Source organism: Pradoshia sp. Z3_51, assembly GCF_058215915.1.
The window spans coordinates 40,008-61,786 of record NZ_JBZAJC010000016.1; the positions used below are offsets into that span (position 1 = coordinate 40,008).

A 21,779-nucleotide genomic window follows, 5' to 3' on the forward strand; every position below is an offset into this window, starting at 1 on the left:
ATTGGTTTATTTTTTCCATATTTTCCAGAACATATACACATTTATTTGTTTCTTTACCAAAATGTGCAGGGTGTCCCAAATTATATATATGCATTTTTTAATATTAACATAGGCATATTGTCAAGTCAAACTTTTTTAGACTTCAAAATATAGTACCCTTTTTTCTTTATAATGACCTCAACGTTTCCAAAAACATCTTCCATTTTAGCCATTGCGGATGGAGCTCCCTGTTTCTTTTGAATGACAATCCACAACTCGCCGCCATCCTGTAAAACACTCTTACTTCTTTCAAGTATTTCGTGAACCACTTTTTTTCCGGCTCTGATGGGCGGATTCGAAACAACCGCCGCAAATTCAGCTTCCGTAACATTTTGATAAACAGAACTCTCATAAATCTTAACATTTTTGATCTCATTGATTCGAGCATTTTCCCCTGACAAATGGAGAGCTCTTTCATTCACGTCTACCATATGAATTGTTCTGTCAGAAAAAGAATCAGCCAAAGATAAACCTATCGGTCCATAGCCGCAGCCGACATCAATGATTGGCTGTTTGCCGGAAGCCGCAGGTTCCACGAAGGCCTCGATTAACAATCTTGAGCCAAAATCAACCTCACGTTTAGAAAAAACACCAGCATCTGTTTTAAAACGAAATGTCTTCCCTCTTAAAGTATAGCTCCATTCATCAGGATTACTATCAACCTGAGGATTGCGGGAATAATAATGATCTGACAACCCAGATCCCTCCTGACCAATTGCATTTCGGATCATTTTAACGAAAACCTATTTCTAAAGTCAGAAAAAGCCCGCTGTATTTGCAGCGAGCCTTTTCATATGATGTGTGTAAAATTACTTAACTTCTACACCAGCGCCAACTTCTTCAAGTTTAGCTTTGATTTCTTCAGCTTCGTCTTTAGAAACGCCTTCTTTGATAGCTTTAGGAGTGTTATCAACAACTTCTTTAGCTTCTTTAAGACCAAGGCCAGTGATTTCACGTACTACTTTGATAACTTTGATTTTTTGATCTCCAGCGCTAGCTAGAACAACATCAAATTCAGTTTTTTCAGCTGCAGCTTCTCCGCCAGCAGCACCAACCATAGCTACAGGAGCAGCTGCAGTTACGCCAAATTCTTCTTCAATTGCTTTTACAAGATCGTTAAGTTCTAAAACAGTCATATTTTTAACTGCTTCAATGATTTGTTCTTTAGTCATTATAAGTTCCTCCTTAGTTTTTAATAAATCGTTGTATACGTATTTCTAATCAAGAAGCAATTAAGCTCCTTGTTCTTCTTTTTGTTCTGCCACTGCTTTTGTAGCAAGTGCCAAGTTGCGGATAGGTGCTTGAAGCACGCTGAGCAACATAGAAAGCAAACCTTCGCGAGATGGAAGTTCTGCAAGAGCTTTAACTTCTTCAACAGTTGCAACGTTTCCTTCGATTACACCTGCTTTAATTTCTAGAGCTTCGTGTTTTTTAGCGAAGTCGTTCAAGATTTTAGCCGGAGCTACAACGTCCTCAGTACTGAATGCAATCGCATTTGGTCCAGTAAGAGCTTCGTTAAGGTCAGAAAGTTCAACTTGATCAGCAGCACGGCGAGTCATGGAGTTTTTGTAAACTTTGAACTCGATGCCAGCTTCACGTAATTGTTTACGAAGTTCTGTAACTTCAGCAACGTTTAAACCACGGTAGTCAACAACAACTGTGGATACACTGTCTTTCAGTTTACCAGCGATTTCATCAACAATTTGTTTCTTTGCATTAACATTATTCGCATTGCTCATATTAACACCTCCTGTAGAATGTTACCATTCACACCCGTAAAAAAACCTCCATATCATGACAGACATGGAGGTACGATGATAGTCCGAACAAAATAGTTCTATTATGATCGAATACCTCGGCAGGAAATTAAGCTTTAACCGCACCTGCTGTCTATGGCATAAATGTTAAATTATTTATAACAACATTTGTAATTATATTAAATAACTACCCTGTTGTCAAATTTTATTTTTTAGCTTAGAAAGAAGATGGATCTACCTTGATTCCAGGTCCCATAGTTGTAGTAACAGCTACATTCTTCATGTAAGTTCCTTTAGCTGCTGCTGGCTTCGCTTTTTGAAGAGTTTCAAAAATTGTAGTGAAGTTTTCAACTAGCTTGCTATCTTCGAAGGAAACTTTTCCGATAGGAACATGAATGTTACCCGCTTTATCAACACGGTATTCTACTTTACCAGCTTTAATTTCATTGATTGCTTTTTCAACATCAAATGTAACAGTTCCTGTTTTAGGGTTTGGCATTAAACCTTTAGGTCCTAATACACGACCTAATTTACCAACTTCACCCATCATATCAGGTGTTGCTACGATAACATCAAAGTCAAACCAACCTTGTTGGATTTTGTTGATGTAGTCAGTATCTCCAACATAATCAGCACCTGCAGCTTCAGCTTCTTTAAGCTTTTCACCTTTAGCAAATACTAATACACGTTGTGTTTTACCAGTACCGTTTGGAAGTACAACCGCTCCACGGATTTGTTGATCAGCTTTCTTAGGATCAACTCCAAGACGGAATGCTACTTCTACAGTTGCATCAAATTTAGTGAAGCTTGTTTTCTTCGCTAATTCAATTGCTTCTGTTACGGAATAAGCTTTTGTACGATCGATAAGCTGAATAGCTTCAGCGTATTTTTTAGTTTTCTTAGCCATTATTATATCCTCCTAATATTGTGGTTTTAACGGAATTGACCTCCCACGAAAAAGGTTGCGATGTACCGTACATTCGCAACCTCCATACAACAATTAGTCTTCGATGACAATTCCCATACTGCGTGCAGTACCTTCTACCATACGCATAGCTGATTCAACACTTGCTGCATTTAAGTCAGGCATTTTGGATTCAGCGATTTCACGTACTTTGTCACGCTTAACTGTTGCCACTTTATTACGGTTTGGTTCACCAGAACCAGACTCAATTCCTGCTGCTTTCTTAAGAAGAACAGCTGCTGGAGGAGTTTTTGTAATAAAAGTGAAAGAACGGTCTTCAAATACTGTGATTTCAACAGGAATGATTAGACCTGCTTGTTCTGCTGTACGAGCATTAAACTCTTTACAGAAACCCATGATGTTAACACCTGCTTGACCCAATGCTGGACCAACCGGTGGAGCTGGATTAGCTTTAGCTGCAGGAATCTGCAATTTCACGATTTTAATTACTTTTTTAGCCACGAGACACACCTCCTTATCGTCCGTGATGTGGTAATTGGGCTTTGCCCTCCCACTCAAATATACAATCATTCTTTATTTCACTCATAAAGAATTTACCATTAGTTCAGGTCTCTGTCTTGAGACATACTGACCCTAGAAATATTATCACTTTTTAATATGAAAGGCAAGTTTTTCAGGATTATAATTTTTCCACCTGGTCAAAATCCAATTCAACCGGGGTATCGCGGCCAAACATATTAACAAGAACTTTCAGTTTACCCTTAGCCTTGTCCAACTCTTCTATTGTACCAGCAAATTCAGCGAAGGGACCTTCCTTAACTTTAACTGAATCGCCAATAAACAAATCGATTTCAATTCTTTTTTCGTCCATACCCATTCTTTTCAGAATCACTGCTGCTTCTTCAGGCATTAACGCAACCGGCTTAGAACCTGATCCAGTCGAACCTACAAACCCAGTTACACCTGGTGTATTGCGGACAACATACCAAGAATCGTCTGTCATAACAATTTCCACGAGTACATATCCTGGGAATACCTTTTTCTTAACTACTTTCTTCTTACCATTTTTGAAATCAGTTTCTTCTTCTTCCGGAACAATGACACGGAAGATCTTATCTTGCATACCCATTGACTCTACACGTTTTTCTAAGTTCGCTTTAACTTTATTTTCATATCCGGAATACGTATGAACAACATACCAATTTTTCTCCATATTCTATTAGGACTAAACGTCCTTCCCTCCTTGCAAACAGTGATATTCAAATATATCTTGTCAGCTGTTATTTTTTAATTTTTGCGCAAATTTTAAATCCAGCAGATTCCTGCTAAGTATCGAATCTATTTTTTAGACAAATTAAAAAACCCGTTTCCGGGCTTTCAAGTCTTTTCTTATGCTAGTTTTCATTATACCATGTTTTGTGCTGTTTATTCACTATTTAAGAATGACACGTATAAGTTCGGATAACCCTAGATCAATAACCGCAAAAAACACTGCCATAATGATGACTGTTGATAAAACAGTTATCGTATAGGTTGTAAGCTCTTTTTTCTTAGGCCAGCTTACCTTTTTCATTTCTCGAGAAACGCCTCGGAAGAATTCTAGAATGCGTCGCATTAATTTGAAACCTCCAGCCAATACAGTTTTACAATCCAAATCATTAGATTGTTTGTTTATGAGGTGTGTGCGTATTACAAGTTTTACAAAATTTATTTAGCTCCAGTCGCACCTTTTCTTGGTTAGACTGGTTATGATTCGTTGAATAGTTCCTTGAACCGCATTTTGTACATGCGATGATAACTTTTTTATTCATAAAAATGCACCTTTATTTTAATTAACAAGTCCACTACAAATTTATCATGTAGGAAATTGTCTGTCAATAAGCGGGTTAAAGATATAACCCTATGAATATACTAAACTAGCGAACTTCTAGATACCGTTCCAATTTACGCTTTACTCTTTGCAATGCATTATCAATTGATTTAACATGTCTATCCAATTCCTCTGATATCTCTTGATAGGATTGTCCATCTAAATACAGAGACAGGACTTTTCGTTCCAGATCACTTAGCAGCTCGCTCATTTTAAGCTCAATATAATCAAATTCTTCTTGATTAATAATTAATTCCTCTGGATCCATAACTTTAACACCTGTTATAACATCCATCAATGTGCGATCTGACTCTTCATCATAGATAGGCTTATCCAAAGAGACATAGGAATTGAGCGGTATATGTTTCTGCCTTGTCGCAGTTTTAATAGCAGTAATAATTTGCCTGGTAATACAGAGCTCAGCAAACGCTTTAAAGGATGTAAGCTTGTCCTCCTTATAATCTCGGATGGCCTTGAATAAACCAATCATACCTTCCTGAACAATATCTTCTTTATCTGCACCTATTAAAAAATAGGTTCTCGCTTTAGCCCTTACAAAGTTTCTGTATTTGTGGATCAAAAAATCCAGGGCCCCGCTGTCCCCTTGATGAACCCGGTCGACTAACAGTTCATCTTCCATATGACCATAATCATCATCCAGCATTACCCCGATAGAAATTGCCACACCGATCCCTCCGTAAGATACCAAAGATAGCAATATTATACAGTAAGCGCTTTTATAGCGTCAATGCCCTCACAGATTTCCTCTCCTCCATTTTTCGAACATTTCCGACACTTCTCGACTTAACGGGATCCTTGATACAGGCTGTTCATCCTTTGTTTGCACGACCTTTTTTTCAATCTCTTTTTCTACATATTCCATCTCCTGCAACAGTTCACGGGCAGATTTCCGATAAGCCCCCTGCGCAAAGATGGTTCGCTGCTCCGTGTAATCTGATGTCGCAACATACACACGAGTATTTATTTTTATTAATTTAGAAGCCAGCCTTTCGATACATTCATCAGCTGTTTCATTTTCCTTTGTAAAAATAACATCAACTTTTGAATTTCTATACTTTTTCTCCATTCCCTGTACGAAGTAAGCATCAAATACAATTATAACCCGGTGTCCGGAAAAACCTTGAAATTCAGCCATCATTTCAATTAAACAGTCTCTAGCGGCAGCAAGGTCCTGATCGCGCAGCTTGCGCAAATCAGGCCATGCACCTATGATATTATAGCCATCTACCACCAGTATGGTTTCCATCTTTATCCCTCTAACGGATATCGCTTTCGATATACTTCATACATTAGCAAGCTGGCTGCCACACTTGCATTGAGAGAGGTAACATGCCCCACCATTGGCAAGTGATATAAGAAATCGCATTTTTCCTTGATTACCCGGCTGATTCCTTTCCCTTCACTACCAATTACAATCCCAAGAGGCATCGTTCCATCCATCAACCGATAATCCTGGCTTCCCTTCGCATCTGTACCAGCAATCCATACACCGCGTTCCTTTAAATCTTCTATCGTGCGTGATAAATTCGTTACGCGTGCAACCGGGATATGCTCAATTGCCCCGGTCGATGATTTAGCAACTGTAGCTGTTAACCCAACCGCTCTCCGCTTAGGAATGATGATACCATGAACACCGGATGCATCAGCTGTCCTTAAGATAGAACCCAGATTGTGCGGATCCTCCAGTTCATCAAGCAATAGAATGAATGGGTCTTCCTGTCTGGATTCCGCCAGCTTAAACATGTCGTCAATTTCTGCATATTGATAGGCCGCCACCTGAGCAATAACTCCCTGGTGATTCCCCTCAATCATTTGATCCAGTTTTTTCTTTGGTGCTGTTTGTATCATAACTTTATTTTCTTTTGCAACCGCGATTACCTGCTGAATCTGCCCTTTCGTAGCTCCTTCTGCAATCCAAATCTTATGAATATCGCGTTTCGATCGCAATGCCTCTAAGACGGTATTACGTCCCATAATTAAATCATCGCTCATCTCTGCACTTCACTCCTCTCTTTAAATTGAATCGCCAACTCTATAATTTCATCAAGACGTTCCTGTTTCTTGCTCCCATATAGATAACCAATTAATGCTTCAAAAGCTGTGCTGTATCTATATGTTTGCACATCTGTATTTTTTGGGATTGTGCCTGACTTAGCATTCCTCCCTCTGCGGATAACAGCTTCTTCCTCTTCAGTTAGAAGATGCTCATTTAATAAATAATGTACGACTGCACTCTGTGATTTAGCAGATACATACTTCGTTGCTTCTTTATGAAGCCTGTTTGGTTTTACTTGTCCAATAGATAGCAGATGATGGCGAATATATACTTCATATACCGCATCTCCAATATAGGCCAGAGCCAGACTTCCCAAAGCCGTTACATCTAATTCCTTTAAGTCCTCAAGCATTCTTTTTATCCCCGTTTCCAGCGTGTACCTTGGGCAGTATCTTCCAAAATAATATTCATTGCTTTTAGCTCATCTCTAATCTCGTCAGAGCGAGTAAAATTACGTTCTTTTCTTGCCCGATTACGTTCTTCAATTAATTTTTCTACCATAGCATCAAGCGATTGTTCAACCTCAAGCTTAATACCGAGTACATCAAATAAAATACGAAACTCATTTAAAAATGCTTCAATAACTGCATCGGAGGTCACTTTTTCTAACAGATAATAATTTCCTTGCCTTGATAGTTCAAACAATACCGAAATAGCATTTGCGGTATTGAAATCATCATCCATTGCTTCTTCAAACATTGCATGTAATTCTCCGATTTTCTCGAACCATTCCGCATCGTTATGAGTAATATTGGTGCTTGCCGTTTGGCGGTGTTTTAAGTTTTCGTAAGTAGTTCGCAAGCGGTCCAATGAAATCTTCGTTGACTCTAATAACTCTTCACTGTAATTAATTGGATTTCTGTAATGAACGGACAGGATAAAGAATCTTAATACTGCCGGATCATGATGCTTAATAATATCATGTACCATTACAAAATTACCGAGAGATTTAGACATTTTTTCATTATCAATATTAATATAGCCATTATGCATCCAATAATTTGCGAATGGCTTTTCGGTTAAAGCTTCTGTCTGTGCAATTTCATTTTCATGGTGAGGGAATGCTAAGTCCTGTCCTCCAGCATGAATATCAATCGTATCACCTAAGTATTCTTTAGCCATCGCAGAACATTCTATATGCCAACCCGGTCTTCCTTTGCCCCATGGGCTATCCCAAGAAATTTCACCATCTTTAGCCGCTTTCCACAAAGTGAAATCAAGTGCATCCTGTTTCCGCTCATCTACTTCTATTCTCGCGCCTACCCGCAGCTCATCAATGGACTGGTGCGAAAGCTTTCCATAATCTTTAAAATCTCTTGTACGGTAGTACACATCCCCACTGGATTCATAAGCCATTCCTTTATCTATTAGGGCCTGAATAAATTCAATGATTAAGTCCATATTTTCCATTACCCTTGGATGCACATCAGCTTTTTTGCATCCAAGTGCTCCAACATCCTCAAAATAAGCTTTAATGAACCGGTCAGCTGTAGCCGGTACATCTTCTCCCAGTTCACGAGCTGCTTTGATTAACTTGTCATCAACATCTGTAAAATTAGAAACAAACTTTACATCATAGCCTTTATATTGTAAGTAATTGCGGACCGTATCAAATACAATCGCCGGTCTCGCATTCCCTATATGAATATAGTTGTATACAGTCGGACCGCACACATACATCTTAACCTTTCCCTCTTCAATCGGCTGAAAGGTTTCCTTTTTTCTTGTCAGTGTATTATAAATTTGAACGCTCACGTTTATTTAACTCCTTTCGCAAATCCATTATCTCTTTCTTTAATATATCAATTTCCTGTTCCATTCGATTGCAATGATCTTCTACAGGGTCAGGAAGGTCCCGATGATTTAAATCTTGTTTTAATCGTACGCCATCTTTGATAACTACCTTACCGGGAATGCCGACTACCGTTGAGTTGGCAGGGACATTTTTTAAAACCACTGAACCCGCTCCAACCTTCGAGTTTTCCCCTATGACGATGGAGCCGAGCACTTTAGCCCCCGTTGCAATCAATACATTATCCTCAACTGTTGGATGACGTTTGCCTGACTCTTTACCTGTACCTCCAAGTGTAACCCCCTGGTATACAGTCACATTATCACCAATCTCGCAAGTTTCTCCAATAACGACACCCATGCCATGATCAATAAAAAAGCGCCTGCCGATTGTCGCTCCCGGATGTATCTCTATACCGGTTAAAAATCGGCTAAACTGGGAGATGACCTTGGCAATAAATTTGAAATTTCTCTTATAAAAAAAATGTGCAATTCGATGATTCCAGATAGCATGTAAACCTGAATACGTCAGGATGATTTCAATTGTCGATCTTGCTGCAGGATCCTGTTCAAATATAACGTCTATATCTTCTTTTAACCGTTTCCACATGATGTTACCCCTCCTTAAACGCATAAAAGCAAAAACAAGCAGTACTTTTCTCTTCTCTAGAGATGTACTTTACGAAAGATGGAAACACGGTAACTTATCCTTCCTAAAGATCGTATAATAAACATCCTGTTTCTCCCATCATCGGCCATTTTTCTGCATAAAAAAAGCGCCCTGTCCAAAAGACAGAGACGCTTATAGGCGCGGTTCCACTCTGTTTGAGCTTAAGTATCGAGCTCCAACTTTCCCCTTTTTAACGACAGTGGGTATGCCGCCTTCCTCTACTGACCTAAATTACCAGGCGTTCAAAGAAGGGCTCAGGGGTGCATTCAGATTAAGAGAGGTTATAACCATTTCCAGCCAATGATGGTTATTCTCTAATAAACATCTTCTTTAATCCTACTTATCCCCATTCATCACTTTAAGTATGAATGTTTAATTATACTATATTATATTACGGTTAAAATGTTAACGTAAAAGTTCTTCTAATTGAGAAATCACTCGATTGCGGCCGAAAAGCTCGATTGCTTTTGGCAGATCAGGACCGTGAGCTTGTCCGGTTACCGCTACACGGATAGGCATAAATAATTTTTTGCCTTTATGGCCTGTTTCTTTTTGCACTCGTTTAATTGCTGCCTTAATCTCACTGTCAACAAATTCAGGCATACTCTTTACTTCATCAAGGAAGGCCTTCAATACCTCAGGAACCTGTTCTTCTCCCAGTATTTCCTTCGCTTCATCATTATAAACAATCTCTTTCTTAAAGAAGATGCTTGATAGGTCCACGATTTCTGCTCCGTAGCTCATTTGATCCTGATATAAAGCTATAAGCTTTTGTACCCAATGATGTTCTTCCTCAGACATTTCAGTTGGTACAAGACCTGCTTGCTGTAAATGAGGCAACGCCAATTCAAGCACTCGTTCCGTATCAACCTTTTTCATGTATTGATTATTCATCCACGTAAGCTTTTGTTTATCAAACAAAGCTGGTGATTTAGATAATCGGTCTGCATCAAAGATTGAGATAAATTCTTCCTTCGAGAAGATTTCTTCCTCACCGCTTGGAGACCATCCTAAAAGCGCAATAAAATTAAACAGAGCCTCAGGCAAATAGCCAAGTTCTTCATATTGCTCGATAAACTGAATAATGGATTCATCACGCTTACTTAATTTTTTACGGCTCTCATTGACAATCAATGTCATATGGCCAAAAACAGGAGGATCCCATTCAAAGGCTTCATAAACCATCAATTGCTTAGGCGTATTGGTGATATGGTCATCTCCGCGAAGTACATGAGATATTTCCATTAAATGATCATCAATTGCTACTGCAAAGTTATACGTAGGAATTCCATCTTTTTTAATAATGACAAAGTCTCCAATGCCATCAGATTCAAACGATACATCACCTTTAACCATATCATTGAATGTGTATACTTTACCTTTTGGAACAACAAAGCGAATGCTTGGCTTTCTGCCTTCCGCTTCGAGCCTTGCATGGTCTTCTTCTGTCAGATGGCGACATTTACCCGAATAAGCCGGAGTTTCATTACGTTCCATCTGTTCCGCACGTTCTTGTTCTAGTTCTTCTTCTGTGCAATAGCATTTATAAGCCATATCTCTTTTAATAAGATCACGATAATATTCCTCATAAATATGAGTACGTTCTGATTGGCGATAAGGTCCATATGCACCAGGTACATCGACACTTTCGTCCCAATCCATGCCCAGCCATTTCAAATACTTTAATTGGCTTTCTTCTCCACCGGCAATATTTCTTTTTTGGTCTGTATCTTCAATCCTTATAACAAAGCTGCCACCCTGGCTGCGTGCAAATAAATAGTTAAATAAAGCTGTTCTGGCATTACCGATATGAAGATGTCCAGTTGGACTTGGAGCGTACCGAACACGTATACTGCTAGTCATTAATATTTCCTCCCAAATGATAAAGTACCTAAGTAGGATTCATTTTACCACTATTTTAATCTGGTTTAAAACCACCAGTTCTATTCTTTTATTAAAAGAACCGTAGCTTGAGCCGCTATGCCCTCACCTCTGCCTGGAAATCCAAGCTTTTCAGTTGTAGTAGCTTTTACGTTTACTTGTTCCATGTCACCTTCAAGTAGACCGGCTATCACTTCACGCATTTGATCGATATAAGGGCGCATTTTCGGCCGCTCTGCAATGATTGTGCAATCAATATTGCCTAGCTTATATCCCTTTTGCTTTACAAGTTTCCATACATGAGTTAAAAGCTTTTTAGAATCGGCATCTTTAAAAGCCGGGTCAGTATCCGGAAAATGCTTTCCGATATCTCCCTCTGCGACAGCACCCAGACATGCATCTGCTACAGTATGGAGCAGAACATCCGCATCAGAATGCCCAAGCAATCCTTTATCATTAGGAATAGTAATACCCCCAATAATCAATGGTCGTCCTTCTACTAATTGATGTACATCAAAACCTTGTCCTATTCTAAACATGACGGTCTCCTTTTAAGTTTTTCTCCAGAATCGCTTCAGCAAAATATAGATCCTCTGGTGTGGTAATTTTAATATTATCGTAATTTCCTTCTGTTATGGCTACTCTCTTCCCAATCTGCTCAACCAAACTCGCATCATCTGTTCCAAGGTAATTTGCGCTAACCGCTGCCTCATGTGCCTCTTTTAACAGAGACACACGAAAAGCTTGCGGGGTTTGAATTGCCCACAAGCTTGATCGATCGATTGTTTTCTCTACCATGGTATCTCTGACTTGTTTAATCGTATCCTTAACAGGTACAGCTAACACACTTGCACCGAACTCTTTTGCATCAGCAATTAAATTTCTTAACATAGAATGATTAATAAACGGTCTTGCTCCATCATGCACGAGGACGATTTCTGCCTCGTCACTTAAGGCTTTCAACCCATTACTGACACTATATTGCCGCTCGCTGCCGCCATTTATCAATACAATAGGAGTCGGTAGTGACAATGTTTTGATCAGCCTATTAAATTCTTCTTTTTCAGCAGGATTGATTGGCAAAATAATTTGTTTACAATGCTTATCCGTGCCAAACACAGACAAGGTATGTGCGATAATCGGGCTATTTTTCAGTTCAATCCAAAGCTTATTTTTACTTGCCTTCATTCTTTTCCCTTGCCCAGCTGCAGGGATAATCACTTCATAATCCATCTTCTACTCCTATATCATCGATAGCTATTTCTCTTATAATGCTTTTTCCAATAATTTTGGTTTCGCAAATATCATACGTCCAGCCGAAGTCTGTAAAACGGATGTAACAATGACCTCAATCTTCTTACCGATATAATTTCGGCCTTCTTCAACCACAATCATCGTTCCGTCATCCAGATACGCTACACCCTGATTTTGCTCTTTCCCATCCTTGATAACTTGGACGAGCATTTCTTCACCAGGAATAACCACCGGTTTAACTGCATTTGCTAAATCATTAATATTTAATACCTGGACATTTTGGAACTCACAGACTTTATTCAAATTGAAGTCATTTGTTACAACAATACCGTCCAATACCTTGGCTAATTTGACCAACTTACTATCTACTTCCTGTACGTCTTCAAAGTCACCTTCATACATCTCAACTTCAATTGGAAGCTCTTTTTGGATTTTATTCAGAATATCGAGCCCTCTTCTTCCCCTTGTTCTTTTCAATGCATCAGAAGAATCAGCAATATGCTGCAATTCACCAAGCACAAATTGCGGAATAACGATAGGTCCCTCCAAAAAGCCAGTTTTACAAATATCTGCAATACGTCCGTCGATAATTACACTTGTATCGAGAACTTTCCTTTTTATATTGGATGGAGCAGCTTCTGTATCGCCATCTTGCTCTGTACCTTTTTTCCTTGTTTTAACCGAGTTAGTCACAAGGTTGGTTAGCTCATCCCGTTTTTTAAAGCCCACCTGGAAGCCTAAATAACCAAATATTAAAGTCAAGAGAATTGGAGCGACTGTGTTGATGATCGGTAACTGAATTGAATTCAGCGGAAGACCAATAAGGAAGGCCAATAGAAGGCCAAGTAAAAGCCCCATACTTCCAAATATAATATCCGTGATGGGAGCAATAATTAATTGTTCTTCCACCCATTTAATGAAATGTACTACATGATCAACCATCCAGAAAGTAATGATATAAAAAATAATTGCACCTGCGAAACCAGTAAAAATAGGATTAGTAATAAATGAATTATCAGTAATTAATGAAAATAAATCTGGCAATACGATGATTCCTATAGCTCCTCCTACGATTAAGAAACACAGTTGTATAATTCTTTTTAACATTCCTTCACCTCCCATTAATAATTATAAACGAGGACTTTCCTGCTTTAATAGTTTTTACCCATTAATTAACTTGCTGTAAAGAAGATGTAATTACACTGTAACAAAAAGCATATATCAGCCTTTTTTATGCATTATCTATTATTATAACCTGATTATACGTCAGACAGATGTCAGAACTTCCATATTTTATCTTATCTTATAAGCTGTGCTGCCCAATTTCTGTTTTTATATGTCTCAGCCCATGGTGGATTTTTTTAGCTCTTACTTCTCCTATACCCTCTACGTCATCCAAATCCGCTACGCTTGCATTCAACAAATTAGATAGCTTGCCAAACCTCTTTACGAGATTATGGATGATACTAAAGGGCAGCCTTGGTATCTTATGAAGGGCCCGATACCCACAGGGTGAGACGATCTGTTCCATCGGTACAAACCCTGTATATCCAAGAGTTTTCATAATAGCTGTGTCCTCAACAGATTCTGAATAGGATAAATCAACAAATGCCTGAAAAACCTGTTCTGGCTTAAGGCCCTCCGAATCAATTGTGTAATCCTTTAAGACAAGCATTACCTCCTGTTCCACCACATGCAGCATTTCATGTAATTGCAAACGCAGCAGCCTTCCTTCAACACCTAATTCATTCATATAAATCAAAAGCTCGGTTTTAATTCTCATAACCATTATAAGCCTCTGCATTACATATAGAATATCCGCATATGTTACCATCTCTTCAAATTCCAGCTTACTTAAATTATGAATACTTTCCTGCAAAACAGAACGATATCGTTCAAGTGTTTGCATCGCTTGATTAGCCTTTGTTAATATCACAGACAATTCCCTCAGCACGTATCGAAAGTTTCCTTGATAAAGAGTAATGATATTTCTTCGTTGAGAAATGGCTATTACCAATGCCTTCGTCTCTTTAGCAATTCTCTCGGCTGTTCGATGTCTCATTCCGGTTTCCATTGAAGGTATCGTTTTATCTGGTACAAGATGGGCATTCGCAAGCATAATGGTCTCTACTTTCTCATTAAGGATAATGGCTCCATCCATTTTAGCTAATTCATATAGATAACTGGGTGAAAAAGGGCAGCCGATTTTAAATCCTCCATCTACAAGGGCTTTAACTTTATCGTTATATCCAACCACAATTAATCCACCCGTATTGGCACGCAAAACATTATCGAGGCCCTCTCTAAAGGGTGTGCCTGGGGATACCAATTGAATGATTTGCGCCTTGGCTTTTTCTGCTGCCTTTTTATCCATTACCTTAACCCCCTAATGCATATTTTAAAGCTTCGCTTACCGAATTGACTCCAATCACTTTGATTTCTGACGGAGGTTTCCAGCCACCCAAATTATTGGCAGGCACGATAATACGCTCAAATCCAAGCTTCGCTGCTTCCTTTACTCTTTGCTCTATCCGCGATACCCTTCTAACTTCACCGGTTAATCCAACTTCACCAACAATACAATCCGTTGCTCTAGTAGGTACGTCTTTAAAGCCTGAAGCTATACTGACAATTACAGCCAAATCTACAGCAGGCTCACCCAACTTTACTCCACCGGTGACCTTTAAATATGCATCTTGGTTTTGAAGTAAGAGACCAACTCTTTTCTCCAGAACAGCCATTAACAAAGAGACACGATTATGGTCAATTCCTGTTGCCATCCTTCTTGGATTAGGGAAGATAGATGGAGAAATGAGGGCTTGTATTTCTACAAGTATGGGCCGTGTTCCTTCCATCGAAGCTACGACAGTTGAACCCGCTGCGCCCTGAGAACGTTCTTCGAGGAATATCTCCGAAGGATTCAAAACTTCCTCTAATCCTTCTTCCTTCATTTCAAAAATACCCATTTCATTTGTAGAACCAAATCTGTTCTTGACTGCCCTTAAAATACGATAAGTATGATGACGTTCCCCTTCAAAATAGAGCACGGTATCCACCATATGTTCCAATAGTCTCGGTCCGGCAATATTACCCTCTTTTGTAACATGGCCAACAATAAATATTGCAATTCCCTTTGTCTTAGCCAGTCTCATTAATTCAGCTGTACATTCACGAACCTGTGATACACTGCCTGGAGCAGATGTTACATCAGGATGGAATACTGTTTGAATAGAGTCGATTATGACAAAATTAGGGTTCATTTCATTGATAGCTTGTTCAATCATCCCCATATCTGTTTCAGAATAAACATAGAGATGGTCTGAAGATACCCCCAGTCTAACAGCCCTCAGTTTTGTTTGCTTCACTGATTCTTCGCCAGATATGTACAAAACATCGTAATTATTATTCGCTAGCTGGGATGAAACCTGCAGTAATAAAGTAGATTTTCCAATTCCTGGATCTCCACCTATCAATAATAAGGACCCAGGTACAATTCCTCCTCCAAGAACACGATTGAGTTCATTTGAATCTGTCAATACGCGAGGTTCCTGCTCCGTACCTATGGAAGTAATCGATGTAGGTTTCGCCATTGCCTGATCCGAATGGGTAAAAGCTGTACGTCTCTGATTTTTATTAGCTGTTATTTCAATTTCCTCTGTCATGGTATTCCATTCATTACAGCCAGGGCATTTCCCCATCCATTTTGCTGATTCATATCCACAACTTTGGCAGATAAATTTCGTTTTCTTTTTTGCCATATTTCTTTAATCCTCTCCGGGGAATAAATTAACTAATTATGTGCTTCTCTTTTTATTTTACGGATTATATCGCTATTCTTATTCTTATTATTTGTCATTATAAAGTATTTATAGCTATCTGTAAGGAAAGGGCACAACCCTATGGCAGTGCCCTCAAACCAATATTTCTTACTTAGCAGCTATTACTTCATCCCCTGTTTTGGCAGTAAACTCACCATCAACCACATCGATAGTAATTTTTTTACCTTTTTCAATCTTTCCTTTCAACAGTTGTTCTGATAAGAAGTCTTCAACATGTTTTTGGATAGATCTTCTCAAAGGACGTGCTCCATAATCTGGATCATAGCCTTCTTCTACAATTTTTCCTTTTGCCGCTTCCGTCAATTCAAGATTAATATCCTGCTCAGCCAAGCGTTTAATCAGCTGGTCACCCAGCAACGTAACAATCGATTTCAAATGCTCTTTTTCCAGAGAGTGGAACACAATAATCTCATCAATTCTGTTTAGGAATTCTGGACGGAAAGCACGTTTTAATTCTTCCATAACCTGGCCTTTCATATCTTTATAATCCTGGCCTTGATCCTGCATATTGAACCCAACATATCGATTCTTTTTCAAACTGTGAGCTCCGACATTGGAAGTCATAATCAAAATTGTGTTACGAAAATCAACTGTCCTACCCTTTGAATCTGTCAGACGTCCATCTTCTAATACCTGTAACAGGATATTAAAGACATCCGGATGCGCTTTTTCAATTTCGTCAAGAAGCACAACGGAATATGGTTTACGACGAACCTTTTCTGTTAATTGTCCGCCTTCCTCATACCCAACATATCCTGGAGGTGACCCAACAAGGCGGGATGTTGAATGCTTTTCCATATACTCAGACATATCAATTCTAATCATTGCATCTTCATCGCCAAACATTGATTCGGCCAGTGCTCTAGCTAATTCTGTTTTACCAACCCCTGTAGGACCAAGGAAGATAAATGACCCGATTGGACGTTTAGGATCTTTCAGTCCAGCTCTTGCTCTACGCACAGCTTTAGAAATAGCTATAACTGCTTCTTCCTGACCAATCACACGGTTATGGAGAATCTCCTCCATATTCAGAAGCTTATCAGATTCAGTTTGTGCAAGCTTCGTAACCGGTATACCAGTCCAGCTCGATACAACGTGCGCAATATCTTCTACGGTAACTTCGCTGTTTTCTTTCCCTTGTTTCTCTTTCCATTCACGTTTTGTATTCTCAAGTTCTTCACGTAATTTTTGTTCGATATCACGCAATGATGCCGCTTTTTCAAATTCCTGACTTTGAACAGCCGCATCCTTCTCTTTTCGTGCCTCTTCCAGGCGAACTTCAAGTTCCTTTAAATTAGGCGGCGTAGTGTAGGAACGGAGTCTTACCTTGGAACCTGATTCATCAATCAGGTCAATTGCCTTATCTGGTAGGAACCGATCGGAGATATACCGATCAGATAGCTTAACTGCAGCATCGATTGCTTCATCTGTGATTGATACTCTGTGATGTGCCTCATAGCGATCGCGCAAGCCTTTAAGTATTTGGATAGATTCCTCAATTGTTGGCTCGTCAACCTGAATTGGCTGAAAGCGTCTTTCCAAAGCTGCATCTTTTTCAATATATTTTCTATATTCATCAAGTGTTGTGGCTCCGATACATTGCAATTCCCCTCTAGCCAATGAAGGTTTTAGAATATTGGAGGCATCAATTGCTCCTTCGGCTCCGCCTGCACCAATTAAGGTATGGAGTTCATCAATAAACAGAATAACATTACCTGCAGCACGAATTTCATCCATCACTTTTTTAAGGCGATCTTCAAATTCACCGCGATATTTCGTACCGGCAACAACTGTCCCCATATCGAGTGTCATAACTCTTTTATCTCGAAGGATCTCAGGAACTTCATTATTAATGATTTGTTGGGCGAGTCCTTCTGCAATTGCTGTTTTACCGACTCCCGGTTCACCAATAAGCACAGGATTATTTTTAGTACGACGACTTAATACCTCAATAACCCGTTGTATTTCTTTATTTCTTCCTATTACCGGATCCAGGCTGCCTTCTCTCGCAATCGCAGTCAAATCACGGGCAAGGCTATCCAAGGTAGGCGTGCTTGCTGCAGAAGATGATCCTCCCTGATGAATACCTGCTTCATTGCTGCCTAAGAGTTGTAATACCTGTTGTCTTGCTTTATTCAAACTTACACCCAGATTATTCAGAACACGGGCTGCTACACCTTCGCCTTCGCGAATTAACCCTAATAAGACATGTTCAGTACCTACATAAGAATGTCCCAGCTTTCTGGCTTCATCCATAGACAATTCAATGACTTTTTTAGCACGAGGAGTATAATGAATAGTTTGTACAGTCTCAGATCCCTTACCAATCAGGCTCTCAACCTCTTCCTGAATTTTTTCAGGACTTAACCCAAGAGCATAGAGCGCTTTAGCAGCTATTCCATCCCCTTCTCTCACTAAACCAAGCAAGATATGTTCAGTGCCAATATTATTATGCCCAAGCCTAATTGCCTCTTCCTGTGCAAGTGCCAATACTTTTTGTGCTCTTTCTGTGAATCGACCAAACATCATTATGTTTTCCTCCTATTCATCTTGTGTTTTATCTTCCATCAATAATCGATCCCTGATTAAAGTAGCCCTTCGAATATCCCTGTTTTTTGAATTTAACTCCCCTCCTGCATATCGCTGAAGGAATCCAGGCTGAGTAACAATCATTAATTCATTTAATATATGTTTAGATATATTAGGAATGTAACCTAAATCAATACCTAATCTAACATCTGATAAACATTTTGCCGCTTCCTTGGATTCAATGATTCTGGCATGAGACAGTATACCAAGTGAACGGAAAACCCTATCTTCCAATTGTATGTTTGATGATTGTACTAATGTGTCCCTTGCTGCCTTTTCCTGCATAATAATCTGTTCCACTACACTGGTTAAATCATCAACGATGTCTTCCTCGGTCTTTCCGAGCGTCATTTGATTGGATATTTGAAATATATTTCCCAGTGCCTCGCTGCCCTCACCATAGATACCGCGCACAACCAATCCTAATTGATTAATAGCAGATACCACTCTGTCTATCTGTCTTGTTAACACAATGCCCGGTAAATGAACCATGACAGATGCTCTTAATCCAGTTCCAACATTCGTTGGACAACTTGTTAGGTATCCAATCTTTTCGTCAAATGCATAGTCCAATTCACTCTCTACCCAATCATCAATTCTGCTTGCTACTTCGAGAGCTTCAGAAATTTGCAGTCCAGGATATAGACATTGAATTCGGATATGATCTTCTTCATTAACCATTATGCTGACTTCTTCATTTTCTGAAATAAGGCAGGCACCTACATCTTTATGTTTTGCCAACAGAGGGCTTATTAAATGTTTTTCTACCAGTACTTGCTTATCTAATGGATTTAGATCTATCATTTTTACCATTTCCAAATGTCCTAATCCTGAAAGATACTGACCGCCAATACGATCTTCAACTTTTTTTAGTAATCTTTTGGCTTCTTCCTGTGAAAAAACGATCGGAAAGGCGACATTTTTTACGTTTCTGGCCAATCGGACTCTTGAGCTCAATACAATATCCGATTCCGGCCCTTCCTGGTTCATCCATGAGCTGATGGCATTCTCCATAAAGTGTTCAATTGTCATTTTTGTTCGCCCCCTTCTTGAGAGGCTTCAATTTCCTTCTCTAATGAACGAATCTGATCCCTGACTTCTGCTGCCTTCTCAAATTCCTCTGCCTCAACATAATCATTGATTTGAGCCTTTAAATCATTTATTTGCTTTCTTATATGTAAAGTTCCGCCAGCACGTTTAGGAATTTTTCCGTTATGATGAACATTCCCTCCATGCAATTTTCTTAATATGGATTCCAAATATGGATTGAATGTCTTATAGCAATCCGAACATCCAAACCGACCGATATTAACAAATTCACGGTATGTTAATCCACAATGGGGACATATCAGTTGATCTTCATTACTAAAGGGCGATTTAGAGTTGGCTGATTTCATACCTAATCCCATATTTAATAAACCTGCTAACAGATTATTGAATGAAAAAAAATCGCCTTTTTCTTCAGCACAATATTCACAAAGGTTTACTTCCGTTTGTTTGCCGTTAACGATTTTTGTAACCTTCATCGTAGCGGGTCTTTCGTTACATTCCTGACAAAGCATTGTTTTCACCCTCTCCGTAGCAACTCATTTATACCTTAATGTCATAAACATCGCTTTTAAGATTCGCGCGCGCAATTCATCTCGTTCAGGTAAATCATAATGGAGTACAGAACGGTCCATTACACTCAACATGATTTTTGCTTCCCGTGAAGATATAACTTCTTCCTCAACTAATCTGCCAATTAAATCTTCAGAATTACTTTGAGAGATACGCTGTCCAACCAAATTACTGATTTGTTCAATTAAATGTGCTCTGTCATGGGACTGTACCCGCATTATACGAATATAACCCCCACCACCCCGTTTACTTTCTACCAGATAACCTCTTTCGATTGTAAAACGAGTATTGATCACATAATTAATTTGAGAGGGAACGCATTGGAACTTATCAGCAATTTCGCTTCTTTTTATCTCTACCAATTCTTTCTCGCTTATATCGAGAACGCTCTTCAAATAATTTTCAATAATATCGGATATATTTTTCATATAGGCTCCCCCTCTCACTGTTTTGACTTTGACTATATTTGACTATAATTATACAAAAGCATCCTCAATTTGGCAATCATTATACTTTACTCTAACTTATTATATGTATACTGCACAATTAACCTTTTTATAAAAAACCAATACTTCAATTCTACCCAAATTTCCTTTTTTAAAACCCTGAAACCTTCCTGTAAAAAGGATCTTTTTTCCCTAAAATACAAAAAAACCAGTTCAATTTGAACTGGTTTTGGCTGCCCGGCAACGTCCTACTCTCACAGGGACTCGCGTCCCAACTACCATCGGCGCTGAAGAGCTTAACTTCCGTGTTCGGAATGGAAACGGGTGTGGCCTCTTCGCCATCATTACCGGACTATGGTGGAGCCTAGCGGGATCGAACCGCTGACCTCCTGCGTGCAAAGCAGGCGCTCTCCCAGCTGAGCTAAGGCCCCAAATTTTTAAAATGGTCGGGAAGACAGGATTCGAACCTGCGACCCCTTGGTCCCAAACCAAGTGCTCTACCAAGCTGAGCTACTTCCCGATATAATGGCGCGCCCGAGAGGAGTCGAACCCCTAACCTTTTGATCCGTAGTCAAACGCTCTATCCAATTGAGCTACGGGCGCATATAGAGTGCCGAGGGCCGGTCTCGAACCGGCACGGTAGTCACCTACCGCAGGATTTTAAGTCCTGTGCGTCTGCCAATTCCGCCACCCCGGCATATAACTTGGCATTGGAGCGGAAGACGGGATTCGAACCCGCGACCCTCACCTTGGCAAGGTGATGTTCTACCACTGAACTACTTCCGCATTATACAGTAAAGCAGTGATAAGAACTTAGGCCAATGAGGTTATCGTTCCTGCTCACTCGCTTATTTATCTATAAAAAATGAGCCATGAAGGACTCGAACCTTCGACCCTCTGATTAAAAGTCAGATGCTCTACCGACTGAGCTAATGGCTCACAATAATGGTGGAGGATGACGGGATCGAACCGCCGACCCTCTGCTTGTAAGGCAGATGCTCTCCCAGCTGAGCTAATCCTC

The 21,779-nt window shown here is 39.5% G+C and carries 24 protein-coding genes, 6 tRNA genes, 1 rRNA gene and 2 other annotated features; all 31 genes read right to left on the reverse strand.

Going from position 1 to position 21,779, the window contains the following annotated elements; all coding sequences use genetic code 11:
- Positions 1-125 precede the first annotated feature (125 nt).
- The gene (locus AC4BHA_RS18065; RefSeq protein ID WP_490553541.1) at positions 126-734 is read right to left on the reverse strand and encodes a class I SAM-dependent methyltransferase; all 609 of its coding nucleotides are present in this window, start codon (positions 732-734) and stop codon (positions 126-128) included.
- Between the two features lie 114 nt (positions 735-848).
- Complete coding sequence (gene rplL, locus AC4BHA_RS18070; protein WP_066103019.1) at positions 849-1,211, reverse strand: 50S ribosomal protein L7/L12; 363 nt, start codon at positions 1,209-1,211, stop codon at positions 849-851.
- A gap of 60 nt (positions 1,212-1,271) precedes the next feature.
- Entirely contained in the window at positions 1,272-1,778 is a 507-nt protein-coding gene (rplJ, locus tag AC4BHA_RS18075; protein WP_066103022.1) for a 50S ribosomal protein L10, read from the reverse strand.
- 30 nt (positions 1,779-1,808) lie between these two features.
- Positions 1,809-1,953 (reverse strand) — a sequence feature (ribosomal protein L10 leader region).
- Positions 1,954-2,013: 60 nt separating this feature from the next.
- Positions 2,014-2,703, reverse strand: a complete 690-nt coding sequence (gene rplA / locus AC4BHA_RS18080) for a 50S ribosomal protein L1 (protein WP_066103025.1) — start codon at positions 2,701-2,703, stop codon at positions 2,014-2,016.
- Between the two features lie 93 nt (positions 2,704-2,796).
- On the reverse strand, positions 2,797-3,222 hold the full coding sequence (gene rplK / locus AC4BHA_RS18085) for a 50S ribosomal protein L11 (protein ID WP_066103028.1): 426 nt from the start codon (positions 3,220-3,222) through the stop codon (positions 2,797-2,799).
- Between the two features lie 178 nt (positions 3,223-3,400).
- On the reverse strand, positions 3,401-3,934 hold the full coding sequence (nusG, locus tag AC4BHA_RS18090) for a transcription termination/antitermination protein NusG (RefSeq protein ID WP_066103031.1): 534 nt from the start codon (positions 3,932-3,934) through the stop codon (positions 3,401-3,403).
- Positions 3,935-4,153: 219 nt separating this feature from the next.
- Positions 4,154-4,336, reverse strand: coding sequence for a preprotein translocase subunit SecE (secE, locus tag AC4BHA_RS18095; RefSeq protein WP_066103034.1), 183 nt, complete (start codon positions 4,334-4,336; stop codon positions 4,154-4,156).
- Positions 4,337-4,379: 43 nt separating this feature from the next.
- Entirely contained in the window at positions 4,380-4,532 is a 153-nt protein-coding gene (gene rpmG / locus AC4BHA_RS18100; RefSeq protein WP_077248002.1) for a 50S ribosomal protein L33, read from the reverse strand.
- Positions 4,533-4,637: 105 nt separating this feature from the next.
- Complete coding sequence (gene sigH, locus AC4BHA_RS18105; protein WP_066103081.1) at positions 4,638-5,255, reverse strand: RNA polymerase sporulation sigma factor SigH; 618 nt, start codon at positions 5,253-5,255, stop codon at positions 4,638-4,640.
- 90 nt (positions 5,256-5,345) lie between these two features.
- Positions 5,346-5,858, reverse strand: a complete 513-nt coding sequence (locus AC4BHA_RS18110) for an NYN domain-containing protein (RefSeq protein ID WP_490559019.1) — start codon at positions 5,856-5,858, stop codon at positions 5,346-5,348.
- A 2-nt stretch (positions 5,859-5,860) separates the two neighbouring features.
- A complete protein-coding gene (rlmB, locus tag AC4BHA_RS18115) occupies positions 5,861-6,604 on the reverse strand; it encodes a 23S rRNA (guanosine(2251)-2'-O)-methyltransferase RlmB (protein WP_490553546.1) in 744 nt (247 codons plus the stop codon).
- Positions 6,601-7,020, reverse strand: coding sequence for a Mini-ribonuclease 3 (locus AC4BHA_RS18120; RefSeq protein WP_066103044.1), 420 nt, complete (start codon positions 7,018-7,020; stop codon positions 6,601-6,603). Before AC4BHA_RS18120 ends, rlmB begins: the two co-directional genes overlap by 4 nt.
- Positions 7,021-7,025: 5 nt before the next feature.
- Positions 7,026-8,423 (reverse strand): cysteine--tRNA ligase, encoded by a 1,398-nt coding sequence (cysS, locus tag AC4BHA_RS18125; protein ID WP_066103047.1) that lies wholly within the window; start codon positions 8,421-8,423, stop codon positions 7,026-7,028.
- Positions 8,404-9,069, reverse strand: coding sequence for a serine O-acetyltransferase (gene cysE / locus AC4BHA_RS18130; RefSeq protein WP_066103049.1), 666 nt, complete (start codon positions 9,067-9,069; stop codon positions 8,404-8,406). Before cysE ends, cysS begins: the two co-directional genes overlap by 20 nt.
- A 181-nt stretch (positions 9,070-9,250) precedes the next feature.
- Positions 9,251-9,492, reverse strand: a binding site (T-box leader).
- 42 nt (positions 9,493-9,534) lie between these two features.
- The gene (gltX, locus tag AC4BHA_RS18135) at positions 9,535-10,992 is read right to left on the reverse strand and encodes a glutamate--tRNA ligase (protein ID WP_066103052.1); all 1,458 of its coding nucleotides are present in this window, start codon (positions 10,990-10,992) and stop codon (positions 9,535-9,537) included.
- Positions 10,993-11,072: 80 nt separating this feature from the next.
- Entirely contained in the window at positions 11,073-11,549 is a 477-nt protein-coding gene (gene ispF, locus AC4BHA_RS18140) for a 2-C-methyl-D-erythritol 2,4-cyclodiphosphate synthase (protein ID WP_066103055.1), read from the reverse strand.
- On the reverse strand, positions 11,542-12,243 hold the full coding sequence (gene ispD / locus AC4BHA_RS18145) for a 2-C-methyl-D-erythritol 4-phosphate cytidylyltransferase (RefSeq protein ID WP_140462333.1): 702 nt from the start codon (positions 12,241-12,243) through the stop codon (positions 11,542-11,544). The genes ispF and ispD overlap by 8 nt, the downstream gene beginning before the upstream one ends.
- Before the next feature lie 33 nt (positions 12,244-12,276).
- Positions 12,277-13,371, reverse strand: a complete 1,095-nt coding sequence (locus tag AC4BHA_RS18150; RefSeq protein ID WP_066103060.1) for a PIN/TRAM domain-containing protein — start codon at positions 13,369-13,371, stop codon at positions 12,277-12,279.
- A 196-nt stretch (positions 13,372-13,567) separates the two neighbouring features.
- A complete protein-coding gene (disA, locus tag AC4BHA_RS18155; RefSeq protein ID WP_066103063.1) occupies positions 13,568-14,638 on the reverse strand; it encodes a DNA integrity scanning diadenylate cyclase DisA in 1,071 nt (356 codons plus the stop codon).
- 4 nt (positions 14,639-14,642) lie between these two features.
- A complete protein-coding gene (gene radA, locus AC4BHA_RS18160; protein WP_066103066.1) occupies positions 14,643-16,022 on the reverse strand; it encodes a DNA repair protein RadA in 1,380 nt (459 codons plus the stop codon).
- Positions 16,023-16,190: 168 nt separating this feature from the next.
- Positions 16,191-18,632, reverse strand: a complete 2,442-nt coding sequence (gene clpC, locus AC4BHA_RS18165) for an ATP-dependent protease ATP-binding subunit ClpC (protein ID WP_490559020.1) — start codon at positions 18,630-18,632, stop codon at positions 16,191-16,193.
- A gap of 12 nt (positions 18,633-18,644) precedes the next feature.
- A complete protein-coding gene (mcsB, locus tag AC4BHA_RS18170) occupies positions 18,645-19,724 on the reverse strand; it encodes a protein-arginine kinase McsB (RefSeq protein ID WP_066103072.1) in 1,080 nt (359 codons plus the stop codon).
- The gene (mcsA, locus tag AC4BHA_RS18175) at positions 19,721-20,254 is read right to left on the reverse strand and encodes a protein-arginine kinase activator protein McsA (protein WP_490559021.1); all 534 of its coding nucleotides are present in this window, start codon (positions 20,252-20,254) and stop codon (positions 19,721-19,723) included. The genes mcsB and mcsA overlap by 4 nt, the downstream gene beginning before the upstream one ends.
- Before the next feature lie 24 nt (positions 20,255-20,278).
- Positions 20,279-20,740 carry a CtsR family transcriptional regulator gene (locus AC4BHA_RS18180; RefSeq protein WP_066103078.1) on the reverse strand — a complete coding sequence of 154 codons (462 nt, stop codon included), beginning with the start codon at positions 20,738-20,740 and terminating at the stop codon, positions 20,279-20,281.
- 253 nt (positions 20,741-20,993) lie between these two features.
- Positions 20,994-21,110, reverse strand: a 5S ribosomal RNA gene (gene rrf, locus AC4BHA_RS18185).
- A gap of 3 nt (positions 21,111-21,113) precedes the next feature.
- A tRNA-Ala gene (locus tag AC4BHA_RS18190) sits at positions 21,114-21,189 on the reverse strand.
- 12 nt (positions 21,190-21,201) lie between these two features.
- Positions 21,202-21,278: transfer RNA gene (locus tag AC4BHA_RS18195), tRNA-Pro, on the reverse strand.
- Positions 21,279-21,284: 6 nt separating this feature from the next.
- Positions 21,285-21,361 (reverse strand) — tRNA-Arg (locus AC4BHA_RS18200).
- A gap of 8 nt (positions 21,362-21,369) precedes the next feature.
- A tRNA-Leu gene (locus tag AC4BHA_RS18205) sits at positions 21,370-21,455 on the reverse strand.
- A gap of 14 nt (positions 21,456-21,469) precedes the next feature.
- Positions 21,470-21,544: transfer RNA gene (locus tag AC4BHA_RS18210), tRNA-Gly, on the reverse strand.
- Positions 21,545-21,624: 80 nt separating this feature from the next.
- Positions 21,625-21,697 (reverse strand) — tRNA-Lys (locus AC4BHA_RS18215).
- Positions 21,698-21,779 lie beyond the last annotated feature (82 nt).